The organism is Cohnella laeviribosi DSM 21336 (assembly GCF_000378425.1).
Lineage (GTDB): Bacteria > Bacillota > Bacilli > Paenibacillales > Paenibacillaceae > Cohnella > Cohnella laeviribosi.
On the sequence record NZ_KB899823.1, the window covers coordinates 21882 to 48064 of the forward strand.

Below are 26183 nucleotides of genomic sequence, written 5' to 3' on the forward strand. Positions count from 1 at the left end.
GGATACAGGATTTTTGTTTCGTTCGGAAGCGACACTTTACTCTTTTTATCGACAGTCCGGGGGCAAAGTATTAGAGATGAAGACGTTTTTTCATAAAAATGCCGTTTTGTCCGGCGCTTATTTTCGTTTTGGAGGGGATGAAAGATGAAGGGGAGCGCGAGGCTGCTGAAAGACGAAGAGATTGCCGAAGCGTTGGGAAGACTGGACGGGTGGAAGCTGGAAGAAAACAAACGGATCGCGAAAAAATATCTTTTTCCTTCGTTTCCCGAGGCGATCTCGTTCGTTCAAAAGGTGGCGGAAATCGCGGAGGCGCAAAACCATCATCCCTTTATCGCCATCGATTACCGCAAGGTGACGCTTCGTCTGACCACCTGGCATTCCGGCGGGCTGACCGGGCTGGATATCGCAGCGGCATCGGCCTACGACGGGCTGCTGGCGAAGTAGTTCCGGCAAAAAAGAGAGGCGGCCGAGCAAGGATTCGCCCCTTGCCCAACCGCCGCGACGAAGCTATCGGATGCAGAACGGGTACGTCCGGATTCACGGGTTTTTGGTCACTTTTCCGAACAGCGACAAAGCGTACAAAGCGGCTACGCCCACGATGATATATACGATTTTGGATCCGACTTCGGCGCTGCCCCCGAAAATTTCGCTTACAACGTCGTACTCGAACAGTCCGACCGAGAGCCAGTTCAAGCCTCCCAGAATCACCAGAATCAGGCTGATCACATTGAGCGTTTTCACACCTCAACAGCCTCCTTAGGGGGATAGTCGTTAACCATTACACAGTATGAAAGGAATCCGCGGCATATGCTTAAGGCCGCTTGGCGAAACCGATCTTGGCCGTTTACGTATGAAGACATAAGGCATAATAGGAAATAAAGCCAGAGGAGGCGAGCGCTTGATGAATTGCCCGGTTTGTCATGATACGCGCATGAAAGAAGTGGAGAAGAACGGGGTTCTGATCGATATTTGTCCGAGCTGCAAAGGCGTATGGCTGGACCGCGGGGAGCTGGACAAGCTGATGCAAGAAGTCCGCGAAGTCAGGGACGAGTACAATCACTGGTATTATGACGACAGGCATGATCCATCGTACCCCAGGACGCCGCACCCGCAGCAGGGCTATCCTCAGCAGCCGTACCCTCCGCAATCGCATCCGCAGCATGGATACGATCCGAAATACCGCGGATACGGCGGCCATTACAAGCATAAGAAAAAGAAAAGCGTTCTGGATTTGTTCGGAGATTTGTTCGACTGACCGTTTCTTCCGAACCCGTCAGGATCGCCCGTCGGGGCGGTCCTTTTGTTGATAGACCATGCAGCAGATGTGGACGCAGCCGTGCGTTGCCCGCCGCGTGTACGAGTCGGTGATGACGAAGCCCGCTTTCTCGTAGGCGCGGATGGCCCGCTTGTTCCACGACTCGACCTCAAGGTCGATCTCGGCTCCGGGATAGCGCGCCGAAGCCTCCGCGACCAGCGCCCGCATCAACTCCGCGCCCCAGCCGATGCCGCAGCAGTCCGGCCGAAGCCCGAGACCGAGCCGGACGACGCCCGTCATCGGGAAAAATTGCGCGTACCCGACCAGCGCCTGCTCCTTGTCGCGCACCGAGGCGTACTGGCTTTGCCGGATGTCCGGATCTCCGAACTCCTTCCCCTGCGAGCGCATCTCTTCCCAAGCCGGCCAGCGATAGCGGTCGTAAGGAGCCGGGTAGCGCCACGAGCATATCTCTTCCGCATCCGCTTCCGTCATCGGGCCGATCCGAAAATCCGTCCACCGCAAAGGATCCCTCTCCTTTTTCGATCTCTTGAGTTCAATAGTTTCAGCATACCATAGCCGCTCCTTCATGGTATAATGAATCGGCTTGATTTAGGCGATTGAAAAAAATGGTTGGCTGGGAAAGGGAGTCTTTCGACCGGTGACACGGCTTGTTTGGTTGGGATGTATTGCGTATTTGACCATCGGGCTCGGCCAGCTCGTGGCCGGTTCGGTTATGGAGCCGATGGTGCGCGCCTACGGAATCGGATACGGGGACGGGGGCCAGTTGGTGATGCACCAGTTTCTGGGCGGGCTGGCCGGAACGCTGTGCGCCCCTTGGCTCGTCCGGATCGCGGGCCGGAAGCGTCTGCTGCTGGCGAGCTTTGCGCTGATGGCGGCGGCGGAGTTGATCTTTGCCTTGCGGCCGTCATGGGGGATCATGCTGGCGGTTTCCCCGCTGGCCGGCTTCGGCTTCGGCACGGTGGAGACACTGGTGGGCTCGTTGATCATCAGCGCGGCGGGCGAGAAAGCCAATGTGGCCATGAGCCGGGTGGAGGTGTTTTTCGGCGTTGGGGCGCTAACGATTCCGTTCGCCGGCGCCGCGTTGATCCAGGCCGGGCAGTGGCGGCTGGCGTTTGCCTGCGTCGGCGTGCTGGCGGCCTTGACGCTTGGGCTGTGGGCGGTTCTATGGCCCGGCGTGCTGCATTCGAGCGATCGCGCCGGGCGGGAGTCGAAGGGGAGCGCGCCGACGCTCTTGCCCTTAAGCGCCCGAACCCGGCTGACTTTGGCGGCCTGCGCCTGCTTCTTCTTCGTGTACGTCGGATTCGAGATGAGTTTCGTTCACTACCTGCCCTCGCTGCTCGTGCAAACCGGCGGCTTGACCGACGCTTCGGCAACGCTTGCCTTAAGCGTGTTCTGGGGAGCGATGACGCTCGGCCGGTTGGTGGCCGGACAGCTTGCGGACCGCTTCGGCGGGGCGACGTATCTGATCGTCTCCTGCGCGGTGGCCGCCGCCGCGTTCATTCTGATGAGCCTGCCGAGCGGAATCGGACTGACGATGGCGTTGATCTTCGCGGCCGGGTTTGCGATGTCGGGGATGTTCGCCATCGCCCTTGTGTTCGGAACGCGCGCCGCGCCGGACCGAACGGTTCGGGTCACGAGCATCCTGATGGCTTGCGGCCTGCTCGGCAGCGCGGTGCTGCCCCGGATTACCGGTGGCTTCCTGGACCGGTTCGATGCCGCGCCGACGTTTTTCCTGCTGGCCGGGATTGCCGTGCTGATGCTCGTCATCGCCGCCGTCGCGGTCGCGTCAAGGCGGGCAGGCCGTCCGGAGCGGGCGGCGGCCGCGGAGGGTTAGGGCTAGGCGTTTGAGCCGTTTCTTGGGGCGCTCGGCTTGCATTTGGCATTGTTGGATGGCAAATAAAGTCAATCAACAAGGAAAAGGAGTGTCGGCGGATGCAAAATATCGTATCGATGAAGTGGGTGCTTGCGCGGCTGTACGAATCCGATCTCGTGATCGCGGACTGCCGCTTTTGGCTGGGGCAGCCGGATCGGGGCCGGGCCGCTTATGAGGCCGACCATATCCCGGGGGCCGTGTACCTGGATCTGGAGCGGGATCTGTCGGCTCCGGTCGGCGAGCACGGCGGCCGGCATCCGCTGCCGGACATCCCGGAGTTGGCCGAACGGCTCGGCCGGGCCGGCATCGGCAACGGAACGCGGGTCGTTGCGTACGACGACCAGGGCGGAGCAATGGCCTCGAGACTATGGTGGCTGCTCAAATATCTGGGTCACGACAACGTCTATGTCATGGACGAAGGCTACTCCGCCTGGAAGCGGGAGGGCTACCCGGTCAGCTCCGAGCGGAAGGTGACCGTTCCTTCCGCTTTCGTGCCCCGGGTGCGGGCCGAGATGCTGGCGGACGTCTCGGAAGTCCGCTCCAAGCTCGGCCGGCCCGGCACCGTTCTGGTGGACTCCCGCGAAGCCCCGCGCTATCGCGGCGAAACGGAGCCCATGGACAAGATCGCAGGCCACATCCCGGGCGCCGTCAACAAGTTCTGGAAGGGCGTTCTGGACGAGCAAGGCCGGTTCAAACCGGCGGATGCCATCGCGGACCATTTCGCCGATTTGCCGCGCGACAAGGAGCTCATCGTCTACTGCGGCTCCGGCGTCACCGCCACGCCGAACGTGCTGGCGCTGCAGGAAGCCGGCTTTAAAAACGTGAAGCTGTATGCGGGAAGCTGGAGCGATTGGATCAGCTATCCCGAAAATCCGATTGCCACGGGGGAAGAGGAAAAGGCGTGAAGCCGTGACGACGATGGAGGGCTGCGACAGGTTGCCATTGGGCAGACTGTTGCAGCCCTTTGTGCTTTTCGTTGAACAGCCGGGGTGTGGATGGTCGAGGATCGGCCTGTGTCTATGGCCCATATTGCTCACCGTTCGCCAAGACACGCACGAATAAATGCCGTTTATACGCCGCCTGCAATGCGCAAGAACGGATATGCAAGCGCGATTGTGGCTGAGCTATGTTCGGTCTTACTTTAAAAGTGCGCGAAATGCTAGGCTTTACGTTTTTTCATGCTGTATATTGGGGTTGGAAGGAGAGGGTGGCGAGTGGATTGGGTCGAACGAATGAATAAAGCCATCGGCTATATCGAAGATCATCTTACGGAAGATATTGACTACGCAGAGGCGGCGAAGGTCGCGGGTTGCTCCGCATATCATTTTCAACGCATGTTCCCGTTTATTGCCGATGTTTCCTTATCGGAGTACATAAGACGGCGGCGCCTTACGCTTGCGGCTTTTGAACTTCAGAACAGCGGTGTCAAAGTGATTGATCTTGCGCTCAAGTACGGCTACGACTCGCCCGAGGCGTTCGCCCGCGCGTTTCAACAGTTGCACGGCGCTGCGCCGACCGCCGCCCGCCACCCAGGGACCAAGCTCAGGGCTTATTCGCGAATCTCCTTTCAGTTCTCCGTCCAAGGAGTGTCGGAAATGAATTACAGAATCGAAGAGCTGGACGGCTTTTCCATCGTAGGCATTCAAACCCGCGTGAGCACAAACGATGCTTTCCGGATTGTCCCCGGTTTATGGGCCAGCGCAGCGCGCGAAGGGCTTTTCGGGAAGCTGTGGGAAGTGCGCGATGCGGAACACCCGATCAGAGGGATCCTGGGGGTATGTGCGGATGGCGAGCATGGCCAAAAGGAAGAGTTCAACTACATCATGTCCACGGTCTCCCGTCAAACGCCGCCTGAAAAGATGATCAAAAGGGAGTTTCCTAAAGCCGCATGGGCCGTTTTTGAAGCGGAAGGCCCTCCGGAAGCGCTTGGGGAGATGTGGAGGCGCTTGTATACGGAATGGGTTCCTGCTTCGGCTTACGAGCTTGCTTATTTGCCCGCGATCGAATGCTACTTGCCGCCGGAAGAAAACAAAAACGAATTATGGGTACCCGTAAAATGCAGGGATAAGCTCTGCGACAGGCAGGAATTGCATCTGAAATGAAGAATACTTTCCTATAAAACATCCGGACATTTCCAAATTGTAACGGCGGCAGCTTGCAAGGGCAGAATCGGTCATCGAATATCGGAAAAGGAGACGGTTCAAGTTGGCCAATTACGCGGGCATCCTTCAAACGCGCGTCGTCTGGAAAGACGCCTTCCTGGCGGTCGGGGAGAAAATCCGTTTCGTTCCATCCGCCGACGTTCCGCCGTCGGAGAACGAGATTTCCCGCCTGTGGAACCGCTTTAACGAAAGAGTGGGGGAGATCGAACACATCGAGGGCGGTATGTACGGCTTGTGCCTGCTTCCCCCGGACTGCAAGCCGGACGATCCGTTCGACTATGTGGCGGCCGTCGGCGTCTCCCGGGCGGAACGCGTGCCCCAGGGGATGACGGTGGAGTCGGTTCCGGGCGGATTGTACTGCGTCGTGACCCGTCGAGGCGTCATCGACGAGATCGGGGTGGCTTTCCGCTACTTCTGGGACGAGTGGCTGCCGCAATCCGGTTACGTTTTCCGAGACGGCGCGGAATTCGAATATTACGACGAACGCTACCGCGGCAACCATGATCCGGAATCGGTCATGGACATTTGGTTCCCGATCCGGCCCGCTCAACCGGTTCCGCTGGAAAACCGGATCGCCAGCGCGTTCGTCCATGTGACGGATTTGCGCAGGTCCGCGGAGTGGTACAGCCGCCTGCTTGGGCTGCCCGTGCTTGAGAAGCGCCTCAACGGCGGTCCGGTCTATTGGTTCGACCTTCCGGGCACGCATCTCATTCTCGACACCAACGCGGCCAACCGGCAAAACCCGGCCTGGCGCGAAGAGATGATGCCCCGGTTCATGCTGCCGGCCGCCGATATTGACGACGCCTATCGCTATGTGCAGGCAAAGGCGGAGCCGTTGTTCGAGCCGGAGCGCCACGGCGCGATGGCGTACTTCAATTTCCGCGATCCGGAAGGCAATGCGCTTATGGCCTGCTGGACCGCCCAACCGGGTACGGATTGGGAGTTTCGCGCGGAGAGTCCCGTCCTGCCTCGGATCGGCGGCGTTTTCGCGGACGTAAAGGACACGCGGCGGGCGGAGCGCTGGTACGCCGACCTGTTCGGATTGCCGTACGAGGAGGAGAGCGCCGAGCGGCCGATCCATTCGGTTCCCGTGACGCGGGGAGCGGCGCTGCTGCTGAACCCGAATCGGGAGACGTCGACCCCGCTCTTTTATGTGGAGACGGAAAATGCGGATCGTGCACTTGCGTACGTTCGGGAGCACGGTTTTCAAGTGGCGGGCGAGCTCGACGGCTTCCGCGGGTTGTCCGGATTCGTATTGCTCGATCCGGACGGCAATCGAATCGCCGTTGCGCAGATGAATCGCCCTGCATCATGAATTGGCTTCTGCCGAGGCATTCCCGCCTTTTTTCAAAGGCGCGATTCAGCGGTTCCAAAGTCCGGATTACGGTCGATATTATGGCAAAAACGAAACGAGGGAGCTGCAGAAGGCGGCTCCTTTCCTGTTTGGGGCTTACAGGAGACACTTGTGAAGGAATGTGGTAGCTTAATCTTAGCATCGCTGATCCGAACGAGAACGGCAAGTCATCTTTACGAAACCGCAAAAGGGGGGGGCATCGCGATGAAAGCGACTGAAGTCCGCGACGCGATTTTGCAGCTGACCGGGCGGGAGGCCAAGTTGTTGCTGCTTCATATGGTCATGAAGCTCGATTTGGCGAAAGACGGCGCTCTCTCCCAAGAGGAGCTGTACAATGAGCTGTTGGATCATGGCCATGCGCTGATCGCGGCCCGCAGCGGCAGCAAGCGTTGGGAGCCCGACGACGGCTGCACGGCCGTTCATATCGCCTTCGGCGAGTCCTTCGCCGGGAGCCTGAAGCAGGCGTTGAAATCGCTGAGCCGGGAGAACACCGACAAAATCGTCGCGTTCCGCGATCTGTACTCCATCGGACCCTTATGGCAGCTTCATGAGGATCATGGGCGGCAGCACAGGCGCGAATGGCTCCGGGACCATATCAACGACGGAGACGATGAGGACGACGGCGAAAAGACGGATCAGCAGCTCCTGCGCTACCTCTCGCAAATTCCTCCGCAAGCGAAGATATACGTGTGGGCCGGCGGAAATGCGCACGAACAGGCGGGATTGCGGCTTGCGGCATACCTGCTGAGGGAACATCCGAACGAGATCGCGACGCTGGATGCGCCGGCCGTTTGCGAACGGTTGTTTGACGGCGCCCTGACGCGGTTTGCCTATTTGCACTCGGGGGAAATCCCGCCCGACAAGCTGCAGGCCGTTTTGTACGAATGCAAAGAAGTTCCACCGTTGTCGGACAGGGAGAGAACCGCCCTGGAGCGCGAATGGCTGGAGCTTGCGGAACGCCGCGAGGTGCTGCGCATCTATCAAGACGGAAGAATCGTTCAGGTCGGGGCGGACTATTTTGACGGCTATTTGCGGAATATCGTCGAGCAGCTTCATAAAGACAGAGGCAATCGGGATTTCATCAAAGCGGCCAGAGTGATCGGCCAAGCGATCGGGTATTGCGATCAATACATCGGGGACGGTTACTTCGAATACCGGCTTCGGGAGCTGATTTACAGCGGATATCTCGAAATCAAAGGCGTTCCGCGGGCCATGAGGCATTACAGCGTGAGAACAAAGGCGGAAACGTAAAGGTGTACGGCCTGCTCCGCCAGAGCAGACTTAAGGTGAAGGAGATGGTACTTGTCCGGCCCGACGGCCGGGGCGAAGGCGATCCGTATTTGACGTATAAAAAAGGGTTGACCTTTACGCTGCGTCAAGGTGTACGGTGATGTTGTCGGGAGGTGAGCGCATGGAATACACCGTTCAGAGGCTTGGGCAATTGGCGGGAATCAGCGCCCGGACGATCCGATACTACGATACGACCGGTATCCTGAAGCCGGCCAGGATCAATTCGTCGGGGTACCGGATCTACGGTCAGGCTGAGGTCGACAGGCTGCAGCAAATCTTGTTTTACCGGGAATTGGGCGTCGGCCTGGACCGAATCAAGGACATCCTGAACGATCCCTCCTTTGACCGGATCAAGGCCCTGAAAGAACACCGCGAGCAACTCCTCGGCAAACGGAAGCAGCTGGATAAGCTGATCGCCAATGTGGAAAAAACGATCGCCCTGCACGAAGGGAGGATGACGATGACCGATCAAGAGAAGTTCGAAGGCTTCAAACGGCAGATGATCGAAGAGAACGAGAGAAAGTACGGGGCGGAAATTCGCGCAAAATACGGCGACGAAGCCGTTAACCGGTCCAATCAAAGGCTGATGAACATGACGCAAGCGGAGCACGAGGAAGCGACGCGCTTGGCAAACGAGGTGAAAGCGACGCTGGCCGAAGCGTTTCAAACGGGCGATCCTTCCGGCGAGCTGGCGCAAAAGGCGGCCGATTTGCATAAGCGGTGGCTGACCTTTTACTGGAGCGAGTACACCAAGGAAGCGCATGCCGGACTGGCCCGAATGTATGTCGAAGACGAGCGCTTTAGGGCGTATTACGACGAAAAGCAGCCGGGCACGGCGGCGTTTTTCAGAGACGCGATCCTGATTTACACAGGTCTGGATCAAGGAAAACGATAAGTCCGCGCAAGGGGCGTACGGGAGTCGGTCGACTGCCGGACGCTCCTTTCTTTGTTTACGAAAGCGATCGCCACGGATCGGACAAGCGTTCCAAGCCGTTGAGAATTAAGGTTAATTTCCATAAAAAACATAACAATAAAGGGTTTTCATTGTGAAATATCGACAGATAGACGCTTTAACGCGCCACAATTTAAACGAATGAATTGACTAAACGGTCTTCGCGACTTTAAACTGAACATCATACAGGTGTTTTTCATTTCCGAAAGGGGAAGAGTGTATGAAAAAGAAATTGTGGGCACCGCTGATGGTAGCGCTTTCCATCTTGGCGGCGGCCGGGTGCGGCGCCAAACCGGACAATTCCGGGGGAGCCAGCCCGTCGGCAAGCGAAAGCCCGAGCGCCAGCGCAAGCGCGGATGCCAAGACATATTCGATCGCCATTTCCCAGATCGTCGAACATCCGTCCCTGGACGCGACCCGCGAAGGCTTCCTGGCCGCGCTTAAGGACGCGGGCATCGTGGAAGGCCAAAATCTCAAGGTCGATTACAACAACGCGCAGAACGATCCGAGCAACAACTTGGCGATCGCGCAGAAGCTCGCTTCGCAGAAGTACGATTTGGTGCTTGCGATCGCGACTCCTTCGGCGCAAGCGGTCGTTCAGAACGTGAAGGACTCCCCGGTGCTGTTTGCGGCGGTCACGGACCCGATCGACGCGAAGCTCGTCGACAATCTGGACAAACCGGGCGGCAATGTTTCCGGCGCCTCCGACACGAACCCGGCGGCCATTCAGCAGTTGATGGACTTCATTGCTTCGGACTTGCCGGACATCAAGACGGTCGGCGTCATCCTGAATGAGAGCGAACCGAACGCGGTCGTCATGACGAACAACGCGCAGCAAGCGCTGGAGAAGCACGGCATCAAGCTCGTCAAAGCGCCGGTTACGAACACCTCCGAAGTCAAGCAGGCGGCGGAGTCGCTCGTCGGCCGCGTGGACGCCCTTTTCATCACCCTCGACAATACGGTCGTCAGCGCCGTGGATACGATCATTCAAGTCGCGAATGAAAACAAAATTCCGTTCTTCTCGAGCGACCGCGATACGCTGGAGAAAGGCGCGTTCGCGACCGTCGGCTTCAAATACTACGATCACGGCTACCAAGCCGGCCAGATGGCCGTCGAAGTGCTGAAGAACGGCAAGAAAGTCGGCGACCTGAAGGTCAGCAAGCCGGAGAAGCTCGATCTGATGCTGAACCTGAAGGCAGCCGAGGCGCAAGGCATTACGGTGACCGACGATATGAAGAAGAAGGTACAGGATCCGGAAAATAATATCATTCAGTAATTGCGCAGGATCAGATGGGGGGAACGGAGATAGTGCGTTCGCCCCGTTTTTCTTGTCCACAGGAGGTATCCATTCATGTTTCAATCGCTTACCGGCGCCGTCGAGCTCGGCCTCATGTACGCGCTGCTCGCGCTGGGGGTCTATATCACGTTCCGGATTCTGGATTTTCCGGATCTGACCGTCGACGGCAGCTTCGCCACGGGCGGCGCCATCGCCGCCGTCATGATCTCGCACGGCTACGAGGCCTGGATCGCGACGCTGGCGGCCTTTGCCGGAGGGCTCGCTGCGGGAGCCTGCACCGGACTTTTGCATACAAAGGGCAAGATCAACGGTCTGCTATCGGGCATTCTGATGATGATCGCGCTTTATTCGATCAACATCCGGATCATGGGCAAGCCGAATGTCTCGCTGATCAATGCCGACACGTTGTTCTCGCCGATCGATTCGGTGACCTGGAAGTACATTCTCGTCCTGGCGATCGTCGTCTTCGCGATCAAATTGCTGCTCGACGCCTTTCTTCATACGGACAAGGGGCTGGCTCTGCGGGCGACAGGCGACAATAATCGGATGATTCGCAGCTTCGGAGGCAACACCGATAACGCGACCATTCTCGGCATCAGCCTGTCGAACGGCTTGGTTGCGATTTCCGGCGCGCTGATCGCGCAGGACTCGGGATTCGCGGACGTGACGATGGGCGTGGGGATGATCGTGATCGGGCTCGCCTCGGTCATCATCGGGGAAGCGATTCTCGGGACGCGGGGCGTATTTTGGACGACGTTTGCCGTCGTGATCGGCTCCATCGTCTACCGGATCGTGCTGGCGCTGGCTTATCGGGCGGAGTGGCTGAAGCTGAAGTCGACCGACCTGAAGCTGATCACGGCGCTGATCGTCATCGTCGCCCTGGTCATTCCCACGATTCGGCGCCACTACAAGCAGAAGAGCAATGCCCGCAAGCGGACGGCAGAGCTTGCGGTTTCGGCGCGCGGAAAGGGGGGGATCTGATGCTGGAGCTGAACCATGTCTCCAAGCTGTTTAACCCGGGCACCCCGGACGAGAAGATCGCCTTGATCGACATTCAGCTGAAGCTGAATCCGGGCGATTTCGTCACCGTGATCGGCAGCAACGGCGCGGGTAAGTCCACGCTGATGAACATCATCTCCGGCGTCCTGAAGCCCGATCTTGGCGATGTGAAGATCGGCGGCACGTCCATCTCCCATCTGCCGGAGTTCCAAAGAAGCCGCTGGATCGGCCGCGTCTTTCAGGACCCGATGGCCGGCACCGCGCCGACGATGACCATCGAAGAAAACCTGGCGATGGCTTACCGGCGCGGCAAGCCGCGCGGCTTGAGCTGGGGCGTCTCCGCCGCCAGGCGCAAGCTGTTCCGCGAGCAGCTGCAGCGGCTCGGTCTCGGCCTGGAGAACCGCCTGAAGGCGAAGGTCGGCCTGCTGTCCGGCGGCGAGCGGCAGGCGCTCAGCCTGCTGATGGCCACGTTCACGAAGCCCGACATCCTGCTGCTGGACGAGCACACCGCAGCGCTCGACCCGGCTCGCGCCGAGCTGATTACGCGGCTTACCGAGAGCATTGTCCGCGAGATGAAGCTGACGACGCTGATGGTCACCCACAACATGGAGCAGGCCATCCGTCTCGGCAACCGGCTCATTATGATGGACAAGGGCCGCATCATTCTCGACATTCCCGAAAACCGCAAGCGGGATTTGACCGTCCCGCAGCTGCTGGCCGAATTTGAGCGGATCAGCGGACATAAGCTGGCGGACGACCGCGTCGTCTTAGGCTAAATACGAAATGGCCGTTCCCGAGGCACTATAGCCTTGGGGACGGCCTTTTTTTTCGCGGGGCGGCAGGGAAGACAATCGCGGTACGGAGGGCGCAAAATAAGGGGAATCCTAAACTTTTCACAAGATTTTTGTTAATACTTCACAGAAAAATGTTTCATCATTTGTCAAATATCATTATACTGAAAAATTAGGTAAAGCAGTCAACGTTAGGAGGACATGCAGTGGGAGACAGAATCAAAATCGGGATCGTCGGATACGGAAACCTCGGGAAAGGCGTGAAGAAAGCCATCCGCCAAAATCCGGATATGGAGCTTGTGGCCGTGTTCACAAGAAGAGATCCCGCCCGGCTGCAGGCGGAAACGGAAGTCCGTTTTGAGCCTATTTCGGCGGCGGAGCAGTATCGGGGCAAAATCGACGTGATGATCCTCTGCGGCGGTTCGGCGACCGATCTGCCGGAGCAGACGCCTGTCATGGCGCGCCTGTTCAATACGGTCGACAGCTTCGATACGCACGCCCGAATTCCCGAGTTCTTCGAGGCGGTCGATGCGGCGGCCAAGCAGGGGGGGACGCTCAGCATCATTTCGACCGGTTGGGACCCCGGGCTGTTCTCGCTGAACCGGCTGCTTGCGGAAGCGATTTTGCCGCAGGGCAAAGACTACACGTTCTGGGGCAAAGGCGTAAGCCAAGGCCATTCCGACGCCATCCGGCGCGTACCGGGCGTCAAGGCGGGCGTTCAGTACACCGTGCCGGTTCAGGAGGCGATCGACCGCATCCGCGCGGGCGAGACGCCGGATTTGTCCACGCGCGAGAAGCATGTGAGACAGTGCTTTGTCGTTGCGGAGGAAGGCGCGGACAAGGAGAAAATCCGCGAAGCGATCGTGACGATGCCGAATTATTTCGCGGACTACGATACGACCGTCACGTTCATAACGGAAGAAGAACTGCAAGCGCATCACCGCGGGATGCCGCATGGCGGTTTTGTCATTCGCAGCGGAATTACGGGCGAAGGCACGAAGCAGTTGATCGAGTTCAGCTTGAAGCTGGAAAGCAATCCGGAGTTTACGGCCAGCGTTCTCGTGGCATGCGCAAGGGCCGGCTATCGGATGCGGCGGGAAGGAGCGGTCGGCGCCAAGACGATTTTCGATCTGCCGATCGGCTATTTGTCGCCCAAATCCCCGGAACAACTGCGGCGGGAGCTGCTGTAACCGCCAGGCTTGAAGCCGCTTGAGGAAGCGCTGGATTTTGGGGAGTCCACCATTAGGGCGCGGTCAAAAAAATAAAGGAGACGATATCCAAGTGATTACGATTTCTACCGGGCAAGACCAGGCGACGCAATACGTTCATTCGGTATATGAGACCGTCGTGAAACGCAATCCCCATGAGGCCGAATTTCATCAGGCGGTCAAGGAAATTTTCGATTCGCTTATCCCGGTGTTCGCCCAGCATCCGGAATACATTGAGCACAACATCCTGGAGCGGATTTCGGAGCCGGAGCGCGTCGTCACCTTCCGCGTCCCTTGGGTGGACGATAACGGCAAGGTCCGGGTGAACCGCGGCTTCCGCGTGCAGTTTAACAGCGCGCTCGGACCGTACAAGGGCGGAATCCGGTTCCATCCTTCCGTCAACGCCAGCATTATCAAATTTCTCGGCTTCGAGCAAATTTTCAAAAACAGCCTGACCGGCCAGCCGATCGGCGGCGGCAAAGGCGGTTCGGACTTCGATCCGAAGGGCAAATCCGACAACGAAATCATGCGGTTCACCCAAAGCTTCATGACGGAGCTGTACAAGTATATCGGTCCGGACATCGACGTGCCGGCCGGCGACATCGGCGTCGGCGCCAGGGAGATCGGCTATATGTTCGGCCAGTACAAACGGATTCGCGGAGGTAACGAAGCGGGCGTGCTGACGGGCAAAGGCATCGGGTACGGCGGCAGTCTGGCCCGCAAGGAAGCGACCGGCTACGGATGCGTCTACTTCGTTCATGAAATGTTGGCATCCCGCGGTCTTAGCTTCAAAGACAGCACGGTTGTCGTCTCCGGCTCGGGCAACGTATCCATCTACGCCATCGAAAAGGCGCAGCAGCTTGGCGCCAAAGTCGTGGCCTGCAGCGACTCCGACGGCTATATTTACGACCCGGACGGCCTGAACCTCGAGACGGTCAAGCGTCTTAAGGAAGTGGAGCGCAAACGGATTAAGGAATATGTGCTGGAGCATCCGCACGCGGTGTACACCGAAGGCTGCGAAGGCATCTGGTCCATTCCGTGCGACATCGCGCTGCCGTGCGCGACGCAAAACGAAATCGACGAGCCATCCGCCAGGAAGCTCGTGGCCGGCGGCGTGAAAGCGATCGGGGAAGGGGCGAATATGCCCTCCACGCTGGAAGCGATCGACGTGTTCCTTAAAGCCGGTGTGCTGTTCGCGCCGGCCAAGGCGGCAAACGCCGGCGGCGTCGCCGTTTCCGCGTTGGAGATGGCCCAGAACAGCATGCGGCTGTCCTGGACGTTCGAGGAAGTCGATGCGAAGCTGCACGACATTATGCGGAACATTTACAACAACTGCGTTCAAGCAGCCGATCGTTACGGCTATTCCGGCAATCTAGTCGTCGGCGCCAACATCGCCGGCTTCGTGAAAGTGGCGGAAGCCATGATCGCGCAGGGCGTTGTATAAGGTGCGCCGGGTACGTGAAGTCAGGACAACGTCCAACCGAATGCAACAAACAAGTTGAGAGCCGGGCATCACCGCCCGGCTTCTTGTTATTCGGCTTCCGGCCGGCCGCCGGACAAATCCGCTATCTCCAGACGGATCGGGCAGTGGTCGCTTCCGAGCACATGGGCGTCGATGTCCGCGTCGATCAGAAAGGGCGTGAGCCGGGAAGAGACCAGAAAGTAATCGATGCGCCAGCCGATGTTCCGCTGCCTCACACCGGGCATCTGGGACCACCAGGTGTAGGCGTCCGTCCGGTCGGGGTAAAAATGCCGGAAGGTATCCACGAATCCGGCGTCCAGCAGCCGGGTCAGCTTGTCCCGCTCTTCCTGCGTAAAGCCGGAATTGCCGCGGTTGGCTTTCGCGTTTTTCAGGTCGATTTCCTGATGGGCCACATTCAAGTCGCCGCAGATCACGACGGGCTTCCGGCTGTCCAATTCCCGCAAGTAATCGAGAAACCGGTCCTCCCATTCCAGCCTCAGCGCCAGCCTCGACAAATCCCGCCTTGCGTTGGGCGTATACACATTGACAAGGTAAAAAGGCTCAAACTCCAGCGTGATGACGCGTCCTTCGGGCTCTTGCTCCTCCTCAAGGCCGTACCTTACCGACAGCGGCGCCAGTTTGGTAAAGACGGCGGTTCCGGAGTATCCTTTCTTCTCCGCATAGTTCCAAAACTGCAAATACGCCTCTCCAAGTTCGAGGCGGATCTGGCTTTCCTGCAGCTTCGTTTCCTGAACGCAGAATATATCCGCATCCGCTTGCCGGAAATAATCGCAAAAGCCTTTGTTGACGCAGGCTCTCAGTCCGTTGACATTCCAGGAAACCAGTTTGATCATCGTCCATCTCCTTGTATCTTCCGCGTTCTTTTCTCAGTGTAACATACGGAGCGCTCCGAAAAGCGAAAGGATAAACCTTGAAAAATAAGGTTGACAAAATGTGCCAAGCAAAGCTAAAATCAAGCTGTCATTGCTAATGATAATGATTATCATTATCTTTTGAATGATTATGACTTTTGTGTCATGGAAGGAGGGGATGAGGTCAAACAAGGTTAACGTCCCGGAGCCGTCGCGCGGCATCGTTTCGTACTTATCGTCGGAATTTTCAGTATTGCCATTCAACAACTCTACATTTTGAAGGAGCGTGCAGATTGATGATGGTAAAAACGATGAGGAAGTCCGTCTCTTTAATGCTGATGTTGGCGCTTGCGCTTGTTCTGGCTGTGCCCGCCTTCGCGGCGAGCCAAGAGTATGAATTCTATTACGAAGGCGAGCCGTCCGCGCATGCGAGTTCCTTCATCGCCGGTCCTGCCGACGTGAACGGCACGACCGTGACGATTACGCTTTCCGGGGATTATTATCCGTACTTATACGCGGATGATGGCACGGGCAACTATGTGCAGGCTTCCAAGACCGTTTCCGGCGGCAACACCATCTTCACCTTCACCAATTCGAATCCGGGCGCAGACATTCCCGTTAAGCTCTATGTTTCCGTCAGCTACCCGGGTGGAAGCCACAACGCCTTGTACAACCTCGATATCCATTGGCTTTAATTCGTAAAGGGGAAGCGGTCTGAGGGAGACTTGGACCGCTTTCTTTTAAGCGGATTTACATACTCCATCCTGTCGATAAGGAGCGTATAGACGTTGAACAAGCAATTGGGCAAAGTCTTCGCCTTGCTGACGGCTTTCGCCATCGTGCTGTCCTTAGTCCCGGGCGGCGCAGGCCAAGCCGGGGCGGCCGCCGCGATTACCGTGCCGGATGGCGAGTACCCGATCCATTTTCGGATTTTGAAGGACGGTTCGGAAGAAGATTCGTACGCTTCGGCGTATCTGGAGCCGGGACCCGGAAAGCTGATTGTCAAGAACGGCAAGTACGAGTTCGTCAGCAAATGGAACAATTACGACTGGTTCGCATTCTGGGGCTCTCTGAAACCCGGCAGGCAGAAGAGCGCCGACGCCGATGACTACACGCCGGCTACGCTGATTTCCGCCGAGGACCACACGGTTACGGACAGAGGGCCGGTTCCCGGCGTGCCGACGGAAGTAAAGGGCTATTACGGCACGATCAGCCTTCCCGTCGAAGACATTACGAAAAAGCAAGAGCTTCTGATGCACATTGTGATCAAGGACTTGTTTTTGGGGGGGCAGCCGTTTGCGTATGACCATTGGTACAATGCCCAACTGCTGCTGGATACCACCGGCATTCCGATCGTCCCGGCCGGCAGCGGCGGAGAGAAAGGTTCGGCGAACATTACCAAAGATCAGCTGAACGAAAAGCTGTCCGTCGCCCAACAGGTTTATGACACCACGGAGGAAGGCTTGAGCGACGGTCTCTATTATCCCGGCTCCAAGACATCGCTATATTCGGCGATTGCAGCCGCCCGGGAGACGGCGGACGATCCGGACGCCGCGGCGGAAGCGATTTCGAAAGCGTACGATTCGCTGGTTCTCGCTCTGGAAAATTACGAGCTGCTGCGCGTCAAGATCGACAGAACGCCGCTCCAACAAATCATCGGCGAGTCCACCGAGTATCTGAATCAGATGGTCATCTTCGGGAGCGCAAGCGGCGACACACGAATTCCGTCGGCCGGCGAACATCCCGTCGGTTCGGATACGGCCTTAAGAAACGCCATCACGTCAGCCGAGTCCGTCTATTCGAATCCGGGCGCTACGATTCCGCAAGTGGACAAAGCGGTTGCGGACTTATCCTCGGCTCTCCAAAAGGCCAAAAACAAAAAAACGACGTCCAAAACGATTCATGTGGCGCTATTGGACAGCGTCGTTCCCGCTCCCTCCGTTTCCAAGCTGGCGTATTACGTTTCGGATACCGCGGAGCTGCTGCAATCCGACACCTATTTGTACGCCCGCGTGACCTGGAACCGGGCTTCGAATCTGGATACCGCGAGCATAAAATATAAACGTCCGGCGACGACGGGGGAATTTGCGTTTCTCAGCAGCGAAAATGCCGTTATTCCCATCAGCGCCAATCCGGAAAGCGATACGTTGGTGAGCCAAATCGACGTAAACCGCAGTAGTACGCTCAACATTAGCGGTATCGTATATGTCAAATTCAACACGATAGAACCTTCTGTCACGAATTCCGTCTATTTGACCTTGAACGTGGATTTGCTCGATGAGTTGGCCGCGCAGGCGAATGAGGCGCAAGCGCTGCTGGACGGAGCCTCGGCAGGGGCCGGTCCGGGTCAATATCCGGCCGACGCCGTCGCGTCCTTCCGGGCGGCGATCGACAGCGCGAAGGCGGTGGCGAATAACCTGGGCGCAACCCGGCCGCAAATTGACGCAGCTTCGGCAGCTTTGCAGCAGGCGGTTGCGGCGTTTAAAGCTTCGGCGGTGCCGGAGAACGGAGAAGAGGAGGATCCGCCCGCTGCGCCAGTTCCGCCGGACCCGCCCGTTACGCCGACTCCGCCTGTCGGCAGCCCCGTCCCTGTCGTTCCGGCCCCGGGCTCGGGAACGCCGCCGACGGACCGGGAGGATGGCGGTTCGACCGGTGCGGGCGGCGGAGACGGCGGCGCGAGCGCGCCGGCGAAGAGCTTCCGCGACATTCAACATCATTGGGCGCGCGAGACGATCGAGAAGGCAGCCGCTCTGGGGATTGCCCAGGGATTCGAAGACGGCAGCTTCCGTCCGGACGCCATCGTGACGCGAGCGGAATTTGCGGCGTTTCTGAGCCGGGCGCTGCAGTTGGAAGCCGTGGATTCCGAAGCGGCGGCTTCGATTCGCGACCTGAATCAAATGCCGGCCTGGGCCCGTTCGCATGCGGCCAAAGCCGCGAGCGCAGGCCTGATGAAAGGCTACGCGGATGGAGCCTTCGGAGCCGGCAACCCCATTTCCCGTGCGGAAATCGCGGTGGTCGCCGCGCGCGCGGCGAAGCTGGCGCCCAAGGAACATCCGGTGCTGCCGTTCGCGGACGCCGCCAAGATTCCGGCCTGGGCGAAGCCGGAAATCGCGGCGGCGGTGGAAGCCGGACTGATTCAAGGGAAGGACGGCAATCGCTTCGACCCGGATGCGGTCGCGACGCGGGCGGAAGCGCTCGCGGTGATCGTCCGGCTGCTGGAGCGTCCATAGATTGGCGGATATAAAAAAGCCGCAGCTTGCCGGCCGATTACGGCATGCTGCGGCTTTTTTGTTCAAATCGCCCGTGTCGTCGTCAAATCCTTCACGTTGACCGCTTCTTTTCCAGCTCCTCGCCGAAATACCGGCGCAGCTCGTCCCTCTTTTTCGGATCGTCCAGCGGAATCCGGCCTTCCAGGTAATGCTCGACGATATCCTCCCATTCGGGAACGGTTTTTTTCGCCAGCATGGAGCGGATCGCATTTTTGACGAGTCTGCGTTCTTTGGCATTCGTAAACCGGTCCTTGTACCGTTGCTTGAGCGTGAAGTCCAGCTCGCCGTATATTTTCCGGAATACCTCGGCCGTCATGCGCGCGTCGTCCAACGCCCGGTGAGCCGAGCCCTCCGCGGCAATGTTCAAATCGGCGAGAGCCGCTTCGACGCTGACGTCGTTGGTCACCTTTTTGTAGCGCAAATAGCCTTTAAGCAAATCGAAATAATCCTGGGCCAGCCAGTAGGCGTCGTCCAGCTTGTGCATGCGCGTGTCGTACACGATGCGCTTGAAATCCTCGCCGCCCCAGGTGACGAACAGGCGCTCTTCGCTGCGGTCCAGCCAGGCGATGAAGTCGGTTATGACTTGGGGAAAGCCGTCCGCCCGGTCGATTTCCTCCTGCCGGATGCCGGTTTTCTTCTTGATAAAGGCGTTCAGCTTGGAAAAGTACACCGGCTTGATCAGCGACGAAAACTCGTCCTTGAACCGCAAATCCGGATCCAGGCGCACGGCTCCGATTTCGATGACCTCCATCGGCAGGTCGCTGGCGAATTTGCGGCCGTTGAACTCGATATCCAAAACGATGTAATCCATGGCAAAGCCCCCGATCTGTCGCTCGTGATCTTCATTCTACCAGCAGAACGGCGCTCGCGGCTATGCCGATTCGGCGCAGCCGGCCGGTCATTCTAAAGCCGGCGAAGGGCTTCGCCAACGGGTTCGGCCCCAAGCGTTCAGGGCCGGCCTTGTCACGTTCCGCAGAACGTCCGGTACGGCCGTTCGGACGGCTCGGGCGGCGCCGCGTATTCCTCCTGCTCCGGGGTGTGCGCGTAAGGACGCGAAAGCGCGGCGAGCAGCCGCTCCATGACCCGGTAGTCTCCTCGGTTTACGGCAGCGTCCAGTGCCTCCTCGACCCTATGGTTGCGCGGAATGACCGCCGGATTGTGGCCGAGCATCCGCTGCCGGGAGACCGTCTCCGCTTCCGGCTGCCGGCTCGCCCTCGCCCGCCAGCGCTCCAGCCACCGGGCGAACGCCTCCGTGCCGTGCAGCGCCGTCTCCTCCGGATTCCCGTGCGTCAGGGCGCGGAACGTATTCGTATAGTCGGCTTTATGTTCCTTCATCAGGGCGAGCAGCTCTTCCGCCAGATGCTCGTCTTCCGGCTCTTCGTTGGAGAGACCGAGCTTTGCCCGCATTCCCGCCAGCCAATGGCGGCGGAACCATTCGCCGAACGCGGCAAGTTCCTCTTCGGCAAGCTCGACCGCCCGATTCCGGTCGTCATCGAGCAGCGGCAGCAGCGTTTCGGCGAACCGGGCCAAATTCCAGGCGGCGATATAAGGCTGGCGGCCGTACGCATAACGGCCGTGCACATCGATGGAGCTGAATACCGTCTCCGGGTCGTAGGCATCGATGAAGGCGCACGGCCCGTAGTCGATCGTTTCGCCGCTGAGCGCCATGTTGTCGGTATTCATCACCCCGTGAACGAAGCCGACAAGCTGCCATTTGGCCACCAGCTCGGCCTGCCGCCGGATCGCTCCCCGCAGCAGAGCGAGATAGCGGTTGCCGTCTTCGTCCGCTTCCGGATAATGCCGGCGCAGGGTGTAGTCGGCCAGCTGCTTCAACGCTTCGGGCGCGCCCCAAGCCGCTGCATACTGAAACGTGCCGACGCGCACATGGCTGGAGGCTACGCGCGCCAGCACCGCGCCCGGAAGCGCCGTCTCGCGGTAGACCGGCTCGCCGGTCGCGACGACAGCGAGGCTGCGGGTGGTCGGAATGCCGAGCGCATGCATCGCCTCGCTGATGATGTATTCGCGCAGCATCGGACCGAGCGCGGCGCGGCCGTCGCCCTGGCGCGAATACGGGGTAACGCCCGCGCCCTTGAGCTGAATGTCAAACCGCTCCCCGGGACGGCGTAATCTGTTCGCCCAGAAGCAGCGCGCGGCCGTCGCCGAGCATCGTAAAATGCCCGAATTGATGCCCGGCATAAGCCTGCGCCAGCGGCTCCGCTCCTTCGGGCAAACGGTTGCCGGCAAGCACCGCCGCGCCTTCTTCGCTTCGCAGCGCCTGCGCGTCCAGTCCCAGGGAGGCGGCAAGCGGGACATTCAGCACGGCAAGCTGAGGCGAGCGCACCGGGGTAGGGTCGAGCCGGGAATAAAAAAAGGCCGGCAAGCGGGCATAGCTGTTGTCGAACTTCCATCCTGCATGGCGAGCGCCTTGATTGTCAGTCATCGCATCTCCTTCTGCCGTCGCGCGAATCGCTGCGGAACATCGCGAAGCCGCGGCCGTCGCTTGCAAGTTTTCATCTGCCATCCATTATACCTTTTCCCAAAAGGGTTCGAAATAAAGGCCGGGCATACCGTCTCGCGCATTGCGGAACATTCCTGCGCTTTTGCTGGAAAATCGGAAACAAAAAAACGGCTTTGCAGCCGTTAAGGGAAAAGGGACGATCGTCTGATGGAGGTTTGGCGCGGCTTATGCGCTTGCCCGTCCCGCTTCTGTCGCTTGAGGAACTTCCGCCAGCCGTCCCGTCTTTACATCGTAAATATAACCGTAAATCGGAATGTACGGCGGCACCAGCGGGTGGCTGCGGATCTTCCGGACATCTTCCACAACGCTTTCCGCGAGATTGCGGATCGTCAGAAAATCGATTTTTCTTCCTTCGCTCGATCCCGGCGTTGTCCCGACATTTTTCCATTCGCCGTCGTACACGGCGGTGTCGAGACTCTTTTCCAGCAAATCGGCTATAATCTCATTGGTGAAAAGCTCCATGCCGCAATCCGTATGATGAATGACGAACCATTCCTTCGTGCCGAGCAGCTTGTAGGAAATCACCAGAGAGCGAATCGCGTCGTCGCTGGCCCTTCCGCCCGCGTTGCGGATGACGTGTGCGTCGCCTTCGGCCAGACCGGCAAATTTCGCAGGGTCCAAACGTGCATCCATGCAAGTGAGAATCGCAAAGCGGCGCGCAGGCGGCAAAGGCAATCGGCCCTTGTCTCCGAAATCGCTAGCATACTGCTCGTTGGCATTCAGCACTTCCTTCAAGATCTCGCTCATCCTAACCTCTCTCCCTATAACATACTAATCCAAGTCGATTTCTTTTATTTTAACGCATGAGAACTGGAAAATAAAGCTATCTTTTTCAACTCCTGCACCCCTGATGATTTTACGCGAACCCTATGCGAGCGGTTTTGACATTTCTTTGTCTATAGTGTATATATATAATATACACACTAATCACAAAGGTGATTTATGAAAATCATCCTATCCAACGCATCCGACGAGCCGTTGTATCTGCAAATCGTCCGCCAGGTGCGGGACGCGATCGTAAACGGCGAGCTGTCGCCGGGTCAGCCCCTTCCTTCGATCCGCCAGCTCGCGAAGGATCTGCAGATCAGCGTCATCACCACGAAGCGGGCATACGAAGAGCTGGAGAAGGAGCGGCTGATCGATTCGGTCGTCGGCAAGGGGTCCTTTGTCTCCGGCGCCAACCAGGCTTTCATCCGGGAAGCGCGTTTGAGGCAGCTGGAAGAAAAAATGGCTGAAATCATCAAGGAGGCCCGGGCGCTGCAGATCGGACTGGAGGAGCTGCAGGCGCAATTGGCGATTCTTTACGGGCAGGAGGAGGAGTGAGACGACATGAATGTCATTGAAGTGCGCGGATTGGCCAAGCAGTATTCCCGGTTCGCCATGAAAGACGTGTCGCTGGACATCAAGCAGGGCTTCATTACCGGGTTGATCGGACCGAACGGGGCGGGCAAAAGCACGCTGATCCGGATGTTGATGGGAATGACGGTACCGGGCGCGGGGGAGATCCGCATCTTCGGGCAGCCGATGCCCCGCAGCGAAGACGCCATTCGGCAGCGCATCGGCTTCGTCTCGGAGGAGTGCAACTACTACGAGCATTTGACGATTGCCGCGATGAAGCGGGTGATCGCTCCTTTTTACAGGCATTGGGACGAGAAGCGCTTCAATGAATACTTGCATCGGTTCGAGCTTCATCCGAAAGCCAAAATCCGCAGCCTGTCCAAGGGAATGAAGATGAAGCTGTCCCTCTGCTTCGCCTTGTCCCACCGGGCCGAGCTGCTCATTATGGACGAGCCGACGGCAGGGCTCGATCCGGTATTCCGGCGGGAGCTGCTCGATATTTTGGCGGATCTCATGCTGGACGAAGGCCGGTCGATTCTGTTTTCCACGCACATTACGACCGATCTCGACCGGGTGGCGGACTACATTGTGTTTTTGCATCAGGGCAAGGTGGTGTTCAACGAATCGAGAGAACGGGTGTTCGAGAAATACGCGCTGGTGAAGGCCTCCCCCGAGCTGCTCGACCGGGACGTGCGCGGGCTGTTCGTCGGCATACGCGAGACCGCGGTCGGGTTCGAGGGCTTGACCGAGCGGCGGGACGAGGCGGTAAGGCTGTTCGGAAACGAGGCGGTCGTAGAAAGGCCGACGCTGGAGGACATTATGTTTTTTACGGCAAAGGGAGGGCGGCGGCATGATTAATCTGGTGCGCAAGGAGCTTTTCGTTCTAAGCTATTACCATCTGTTTGCCGTATTGTACGTGCTTGTTTTCGGCGTTTTCTTCGAGACGGCCTATTCGACGGTTCTTCTGGCGACGCTCCCGGCGATGATGCTGATGACGTTCGCTTCCAATCTCGAGCTCCGCTCCAAAAGCGAGCTGCTCATCGGCAGCCTCCCGGTGCGCCGGGAGCAGATCGTTCTCGCCAAATACGTTTGCCTGTTCTATTACGTGGCGTTGGGACTCGCTTTGGGCGCAGCGGCGAACCTGATCAATCGGTATGTGCTCGCAAGGGAAACGGATTGGTCGCTCGCTCACGTGTCGATCGGCTTGACGATCAATTTCCTCTTCTTCTCCCTGTACTATCCGTTTTATTACTGGTTTGGGCAAAAGGGAGCGCAGTTCGTCGTGTATGTCGTCCTGTTTCTGGCGACGGTGACCATAGTCGGGTTCAGCGACGTTATGCGGGATCATTTTGACGGAGGCGGGGCCATTGACGGCGGGACGGCGCTGACGGTGCTGCCGCCGATCGGCAGCCTTGCGCTGCTGCTGGTTTCGTACCGGTTGTCCGTCGCCATCTTCCGCAAAAAGGATTTGAACGCCTGAAGCGTTCGCCCTGAAAACGAAGCCGCCCCGCTCGCGGAGAGCGAAGGCGGCTTCGGCCGCAGGGACGGGCTGTTCGGCGCCGGCGGACTTGGGATTTACGGTTCCAGCGGCAGTCCGGCGTGGTCCCGCAGCGCCAACTTGTAATAGCGGTGCGCGATGCCGATATCGAAGGCGGCCATGCCCATCGGGTTGAAAAACACGGGTTCGTCCTCCGGAAACCGGTCAAGCCCGTTTTCGTGAATCGCCTGCTTCAGCGTAACGGCGTCCCGCTCGCTTAAGCCAAAGGCCAGATGCAGCCGCTCGATATCGGTGTTTTCCCGGCACACTTCCCGCCAATCGTCGACGACGACGGCATTCAGCGACCGGACGCTGTGCGGCATATAATCGCGGAGCGACACGTTCAAGAGCAGAGTTCCGGGGGGAGGGGGTTCGTCAATATATCGCTCCGATGCGGTCGTGCAGGTGATGAAGACGTCGGCGTGTCGGTACGCCTCCCGCCAATCGGTCGCGATCGAGACCGATCCGCGGACGTTGTCCGGCACGGAAGCGGGATCGATTCCGCCCGCGTCGAACAGCAGCGTCCATTCGAGCCGATCCGCAAGCAGCGCCTTCAGCATGGACAAGTGGGCCCTGCCGATCGGCCCCCATCCGACGATGCCGGCCGTCACGTTCCGCCCCGGCCGCCGCTTCAGCCAGCTTTGGAGCATGGCGCCGCTGACGGCGGCCGTTCGCAGCGCGTTGAGAAGCCCGCTTTGAAAAATGGCGAGCGGCATTCCGGTACCCGGATCGTTCAGCACGATCGTATTGTGCGCGCGGGGCAATCCGCGCAAGCGGTTGCCCGGAAAGCTCGCGATCCACTTGATGCCGCACGCCCGCAGGTTGCCTCCGACGTAAGCCGGCATGGCGATGATGCGGTTGGCCGGATCGCCAAAGCGCAAATATGGCTTGAGCGGCTGAACCGTTTCGCGGGTTTGCAATAGCGCGGCAACATGCTCGACGGTTTCGACCAGCTTCGGCCAATCGATGCCGAGCTGCCGGATGTCCCGGTCGTTCAAATAGATCATCGGACAAGCCCCTCCGCGGACGCTCCGGGCAGAGCGGACACCCACTTGTCGTCGTATACGGTGTCCAAATACCGGTCGCCCCGGTCCGGGAGAATGGCGACGCAGACCGAATCCGCCGGAATGTCGACCTGCATCCGGCGGATCGCCGTCACGACGCCGCCCGACGACGCGCCGGCGAGAATCGCCTCCGTGTCGCGCAGCTCGCGGCAGCCCGCGACGCAGTCGAGGTCGGTCACGTGGACGACGCGGTCGGCCAGCTCCCGTCGGCACAGCGGCGGTACGATTGCCGCGCCCAGACCGGGCAGGCGGCGCACGGCCGAGCCGCCGCTTTCGAAGATCGCGCTCCCGGCGGCATCCACCGCGATGACGCGCGTGCTCAGGCCCTCGTCGCGCAACCGTTCCGCGCAGCCCCGGAGCGTTCCGAACGTGCTCACACCGCAGAACAAATAGTCGATGCGGTCCAATTCCCGCAAAATCTCCGGCATCGTCGAGCCGTAGTGCGCCAAATAGCTGGCCGGATTGGCATACTGGTTGGGCCAGCAGCAATCGCCGAGCTCCTCTTGCAGCTCGCGAATCCGCTTGATGCGGGCGGGCAAATATTCGCCTGTCAGCGGATCGGGCTCGCGAACCGTCTCGATGCCCGCGCCAAGGCTGCGAAGCGTCCTAAGGTGCGCGGAGGTGGTGCGCGGGTCCACGACGCAGACGAACCGCAGCCCGTAGAACTTGCAGATGAGAGCGAGACTGATCGCCAAGTTGCCCGAGCTCGATTCGATGACGGTCGTTCGGGGGCCGATCAGGCCGCGGTCGATGGCGTCGCGGATCATGCGCAGAGCCGGCCGGTCTTTGGCGCTGCCGCCGGGATTCATCATCTCCAGCTTGGCGTACACCCGGAAAGGCGCGTCCGCGAACATGCGCGCCAGCCGGACGAGCGGCGTCCGGCCAATGGCGGAAAGCAGTCCGTCCAAGGCGTTCATTGGC

27 protein-coding genes and 1 pseudogene are annotated in these 26183 nt (G+C 59.0%); 20 read left to right on the forward strand and 8 right to left on the reverse strand.

Features of this window, described 5'->3' with window-relative positions:
- Nucleotides 1-144: 144 nt before the first annotated feature.
- Complete coding sequence (locus F560_RS0111970; RefSeq protein ID WP_019005973.1) at nt 145-444, forward strand: 4a-hydroxytetrahydrobiopterin dehydratase; 300 nt, start codon at nt 145-147, stop codon at nt 442-444.
- 93 nt (nt 445-537) lie between these two features.
- Here the strand turns inward: F560_RS0111970 and F560_RS0111975 are convergent, their stop codons facing one another.
- Nucleotides 538-741, reverse strand: a complete 204-nt coding sequence (locus F560_RS0111975) for a DUF378 domain-containing protein (RefSeq protein WP_019005974.1) — start codon at nt 739-741, stop codon at nt 538-540.
- Nucleotides 742-901: 160 nt separating this feature from the next.
- Here F560_RS0111975 and F560_RS0111980 point away from each other — a divergent pair, with 160 nt between their 5' ends.
- Nucleotides 902-1255 carry a TFIIB-type zinc ribbon-containing protein gene (locus tag F560_RS0111980; RefSeq protein WP_019005975.1) on the forward strand — a complete coding sequence of 118 codons (354 nt, stop codon included), beginning with the start codon at nt 902-904 and terminating at the stop codon, nt 1253-1255.
- A gap of 18 nt (nt 1256-1273) precedes the next feature.
- Here the strand turns inward: F560_RS0111980 and F560_RS0111985 are convergent, their stop codons facing one another.
- Nucleotides 1274-1777: a GNAT family N-acetyltransferase gene (locus F560_RS0111985; RefSeq protein WP_019005976.1), complete on the reverse strand. Its 504-nt coding sequence runs from the start codon at nt 1775-1777 to the stop codon at nt 1274-1276.
- A gap of 136 nt (nt 1778-1913) precedes the next feature.
- On the opposite strand from F560_RS0111985, the gene F560_RS0111990 reads away from it, so the two are divergent.
- From F560_RS0111990 to gdhA, 13 genes are all read left to right on the forward strand, one after another.
- Complete coding sequence (locus tag F560_RS0111990; protein ID WP_156828970.1) at nt 1914-3110, forward strand: MFS transporter; 1197 nt, start codon at nt 1914-1916, stop codon at nt 3108-3110.
- 98 nt (nt 3111-3208) lie between these two features.
- Nucleotides 3209-4054, forward strand: coding sequence for a sulfurtransferase (locus F560_RS0111995; protein WP_019005978.1), 846 nt, complete (start codon nt 3209-3211; stop codon nt 4052-4054).
- 90 nt (nt 4055-4144) lie between these two features.
- The gene (locus F560_RS26515; RefSeq protein ID WP_342662938.1) at nt 4145-4294 is read left to right on the forward strand and encodes a GNAT family N-acetyltransferase; all 150 of its coding nucleotides are present in this window, start codon (nt 4145-4147) and stop codon (nt 4292-4294) included.
- A 69-nt stretch (nt 4295-4363) separates the two neighbouring features.
- Nucleotides 4364-5251 (forward strand): AraC family transcriptional regulator, encoded by an 888-nt coding sequence (locus F560_RS23130; RefSeq protein ID WP_019005979.1) that lies wholly within the window; start codon nt 4364-4366, stop codon nt 5249-5251.
- 103 nt (nt 5252-5354) lie between these two features.
- Nucleotides 5355-6626, forward strand: a complete 1272-nt coding sequence (locus tag F560_RS24645) for a GyrI-like domain-containing protein (RefSeq protein WP_019005980.1) — start codon at nt 5355-5357, stop codon at nt 6624-6626.
- 243 nt (nt 6627-6869) lie between these two features.
- Nucleotides 6870-7916, forward strand: a complete 1047-nt coding sequence (locus F560_RS0112015; RefSeq protein WP_019005981.1) for a DUF1835 domain-containing protein — start codon at nt 6870-6872, stop codon at nt 7914-7916.
- Nucleotides 7917-7918: 2 nt separating this feature from the next.
- Nucleotides 7919-8056 carry a hypothetical protein gene (locus tag F560_RS25570; protein ID WP_019005982.1) on the forward strand — a complete coding sequence of 46 codons (138 nt, stop codon included), beginning with the start codon at nt 7919-7921 and terminating at the stop codon, nt 8054-8056.
- Between the two features lie 20 nt (nt 8057-8076).
- A complete protein-coding gene (locus tag F560_RS0112025) occupies nt 8077-8850 on the forward strand; it encodes a MerR family transcriptional regulator (protein WP_019005983.1) in 774 nt (257 codons plus the stop codon).
- A 277-nt stretch (nt 8851-9127) separates the two neighbouring features.
- Nucleotides 9128-10183, forward strand: coding sequence for an ABC transporter substrate-binding protein (locus F560_RS0112030; protein ID WP_019005984.1), 1056 nt, complete (start codon nt 9128-9130; stop codon nt 10181-10183).
- A 75-nt stretch (nt 10184-10258) separates the two neighbouring features.
- Nucleotides 10259-11185 (forward strand): ABC transporter permease, encoded by a 927-nt coding sequence (locus F560_RS0112035; RefSeq protein ID WP_019005985.1) that lies wholly within the window; start codon nt 10259-10261, stop codon nt 11183-11185.
- On the forward strand, nt 11185-11979 hold the full coding sequence (locus tag F560_RS0112040; RefSeq protein WP_019005986.1) for an ABC transporter ATP-binding protein: 795 nt from the start codon (nt 11185-11187) through the stop codon (nt 11977-11979). The genes F560_RS0112035 and F560_RS0112040 overlap by 1 nt, the downstream gene beginning before the upstream one ends.
- A gap of 221 nt (nt 11980-12200) precedes the next feature.
- Nucleotides 12201-13184: a diaminopimelate dehydrogenase gene (locus tag F560_RS0112045; RefSeq protein ID WP_019005987.1), complete on the forward strand. Its 984-nt coding sequence runs from the start codon at nt 12201-12203 to the stop codon at nt 13182-13184.
- 91 nt (nt 13185-13275) lie between these two features.
- A complete protein-coding gene (gene gdhA, locus F560_RS0112050) occupies nt 13276-14646 on the forward strand; it encodes an NADP-specific glutamate dehydrogenase (RefSeq protein ID WP_019005988.1) in 1371 nt (456 codons plus the stop codon).
- Between the two features lie 86 nt (nt 14647-14732).
- Here gdhA and F560_RS0112055 read toward each other — a convergent pair whose 3' ends face one another.
- Complete coding sequence (locus tag F560_RS0112055; RefSeq protein WP_033396080.1) at nt 14733-15515, reverse strand: exodeoxyribonuclease III; 783 nt, start codon at nt 15513-15515, stop codon at nt 14733-14735.
- Nucleotides 15516-15832: 317 nt separating this feature from the next.
- Here F560_RS0112055 and F560_RS0112065 point away from each other — a divergent pair, with 317 nt between their 5' ends.
- Together F560_RS0112065 and F560_RS24650 are read left to right on the forward strand one after the other, a co-directional pair.
- A complete protein-coding gene (locus F560_RS0112065; protein ID WP_169449902.1) occupies nt 15833-16231 on the forward strand; it encodes a hypothetical protein in 399 nt (132 codons plus the stop codon).
- 93 nt (nt 16232-16324) lie between these two features.
- The gene (locus F560_RS24650; protein ID WP_019005992.1) at nt 16325-18766 is read left to right on the forward strand and encodes an S-layer homology domain-containing protein; all 2442 of its coding nucleotides are present in this window, start codon (nt 16325-16327) and stop codon (nt 18764-18766) included.
- 91 nt (nt 18767-18857) lie between these two features.
- Here the strand turns inward: F560_RS24650 and F560_RS0112075 are convergent, their stop codons facing one another.
- From F560_RS0112075 to F560_RS0112085, 3 genes and pseudogenes are all read right to left on the reverse strand, one after another.
- Nucleotides 18858-19616 (reverse strand): 3'-5' exonuclease, encoded by a 759-nt coding sequence (locus tag F560_RS0112075; protein ID WP_019005993.1) that lies wholly within the window; start codon nt 19614-19616, stop codon nt 18858-18860.
- Nucleotides 19617-19768: 152 nt separating this feature from the next.
- A pseudogene (locus tag F560_RS24200) lies at nt 19769-21245 on the reverse strand (protein adenylyltransferase SelO).
- Nucleotides 21246-21488: 243 nt separating this feature from the next.
- Nucleotides 21489-22070 (reverse strand): beta-class carbonic anhydrase, encoded by a 582-nt coding sequence (locus F560_RS0112085; RefSeq protein ID WP_019005994.1) that lies wholly within the window; start codon nt 22068-22070, stop codon nt 21489-21491.
- 195 nt (nt 22071-22265) lie between these two features.
- On the opposite strand from F560_RS0112085, the gene F560_RS0112090 reads away from it, so the two are divergent.
- The 3 genes from F560_RS0112090 to F560_RS0112100 are packed head-to-tail and all read left to right on the forward strand — an operon-like array spanning nt 22266 to nt 24141.
- The gene (locus F560_RS0112090) at nt 22266-22646 is read left to right on the forward strand and encodes a GntR family transcriptional regulator (protein ID WP_019005995.1); all 381 of its coding nucleotides are present in this window, start codon (nt 22266-22268) and stop codon (nt 22644-22646) included.
- A 6-nt stretch (nt 22647-22652) separates the two neighbouring features.
- Nucleotides 22653-23519 (forward strand): ABC transporter ATP-binding protein, encoded by an 867-nt coding sequence (locus tag F560_RS0112095; protein WP_019005996.1) that lies wholly within the window; start codon nt 22653-22655, stop codon nt 23517-23519.
- Entirely contained in the window at nt 23512-24141 is a 630-nt protein-coding gene (locus F560_RS0112100) for an ABC-2 transporter permease (protein WP_019005997.1), read from the forward strand. The genes F560_RS0112095 and F560_RS0112100 overlap by 8 nt, the downstream gene beginning before the upstream one ends.
- A 95-nt stretch (nt 24142-24236) precedes the next feature.
- Here F560_RS0112100 and F560_RS0112105 read toward each other — a convergent pair whose 3' ends face one another.
- Both F560_RS0112105 and sbnA read right to left on the reverse strand, forming a co-directional pair.
- Nucleotides 24237-25205, reverse strand: coding sequence for a hypothetical protein (locus tag F560_RS0112105; RefSeq protein WP_019005998.1), 969 nt, complete (start codon nt 25203-25205; stop codon nt 24237-24239).
- Nucleotides 25202-26179, reverse strand: coding sequence for a 2,3-diaminopropionate biosynthesis protein SbnA (gene sbnA, locus F560_RS0112110; RefSeq protein ID WP_019005999.1), 978 nt, complete (start codon nt 26177-26179; stop codon nt 25202-25204). Before sbnA ends, F560_RS0112105 begins: the two co-directional genes overlap by 4 nt.
- Nucleotides 26180-26183 lie beyond the last annotated feature (4 nt).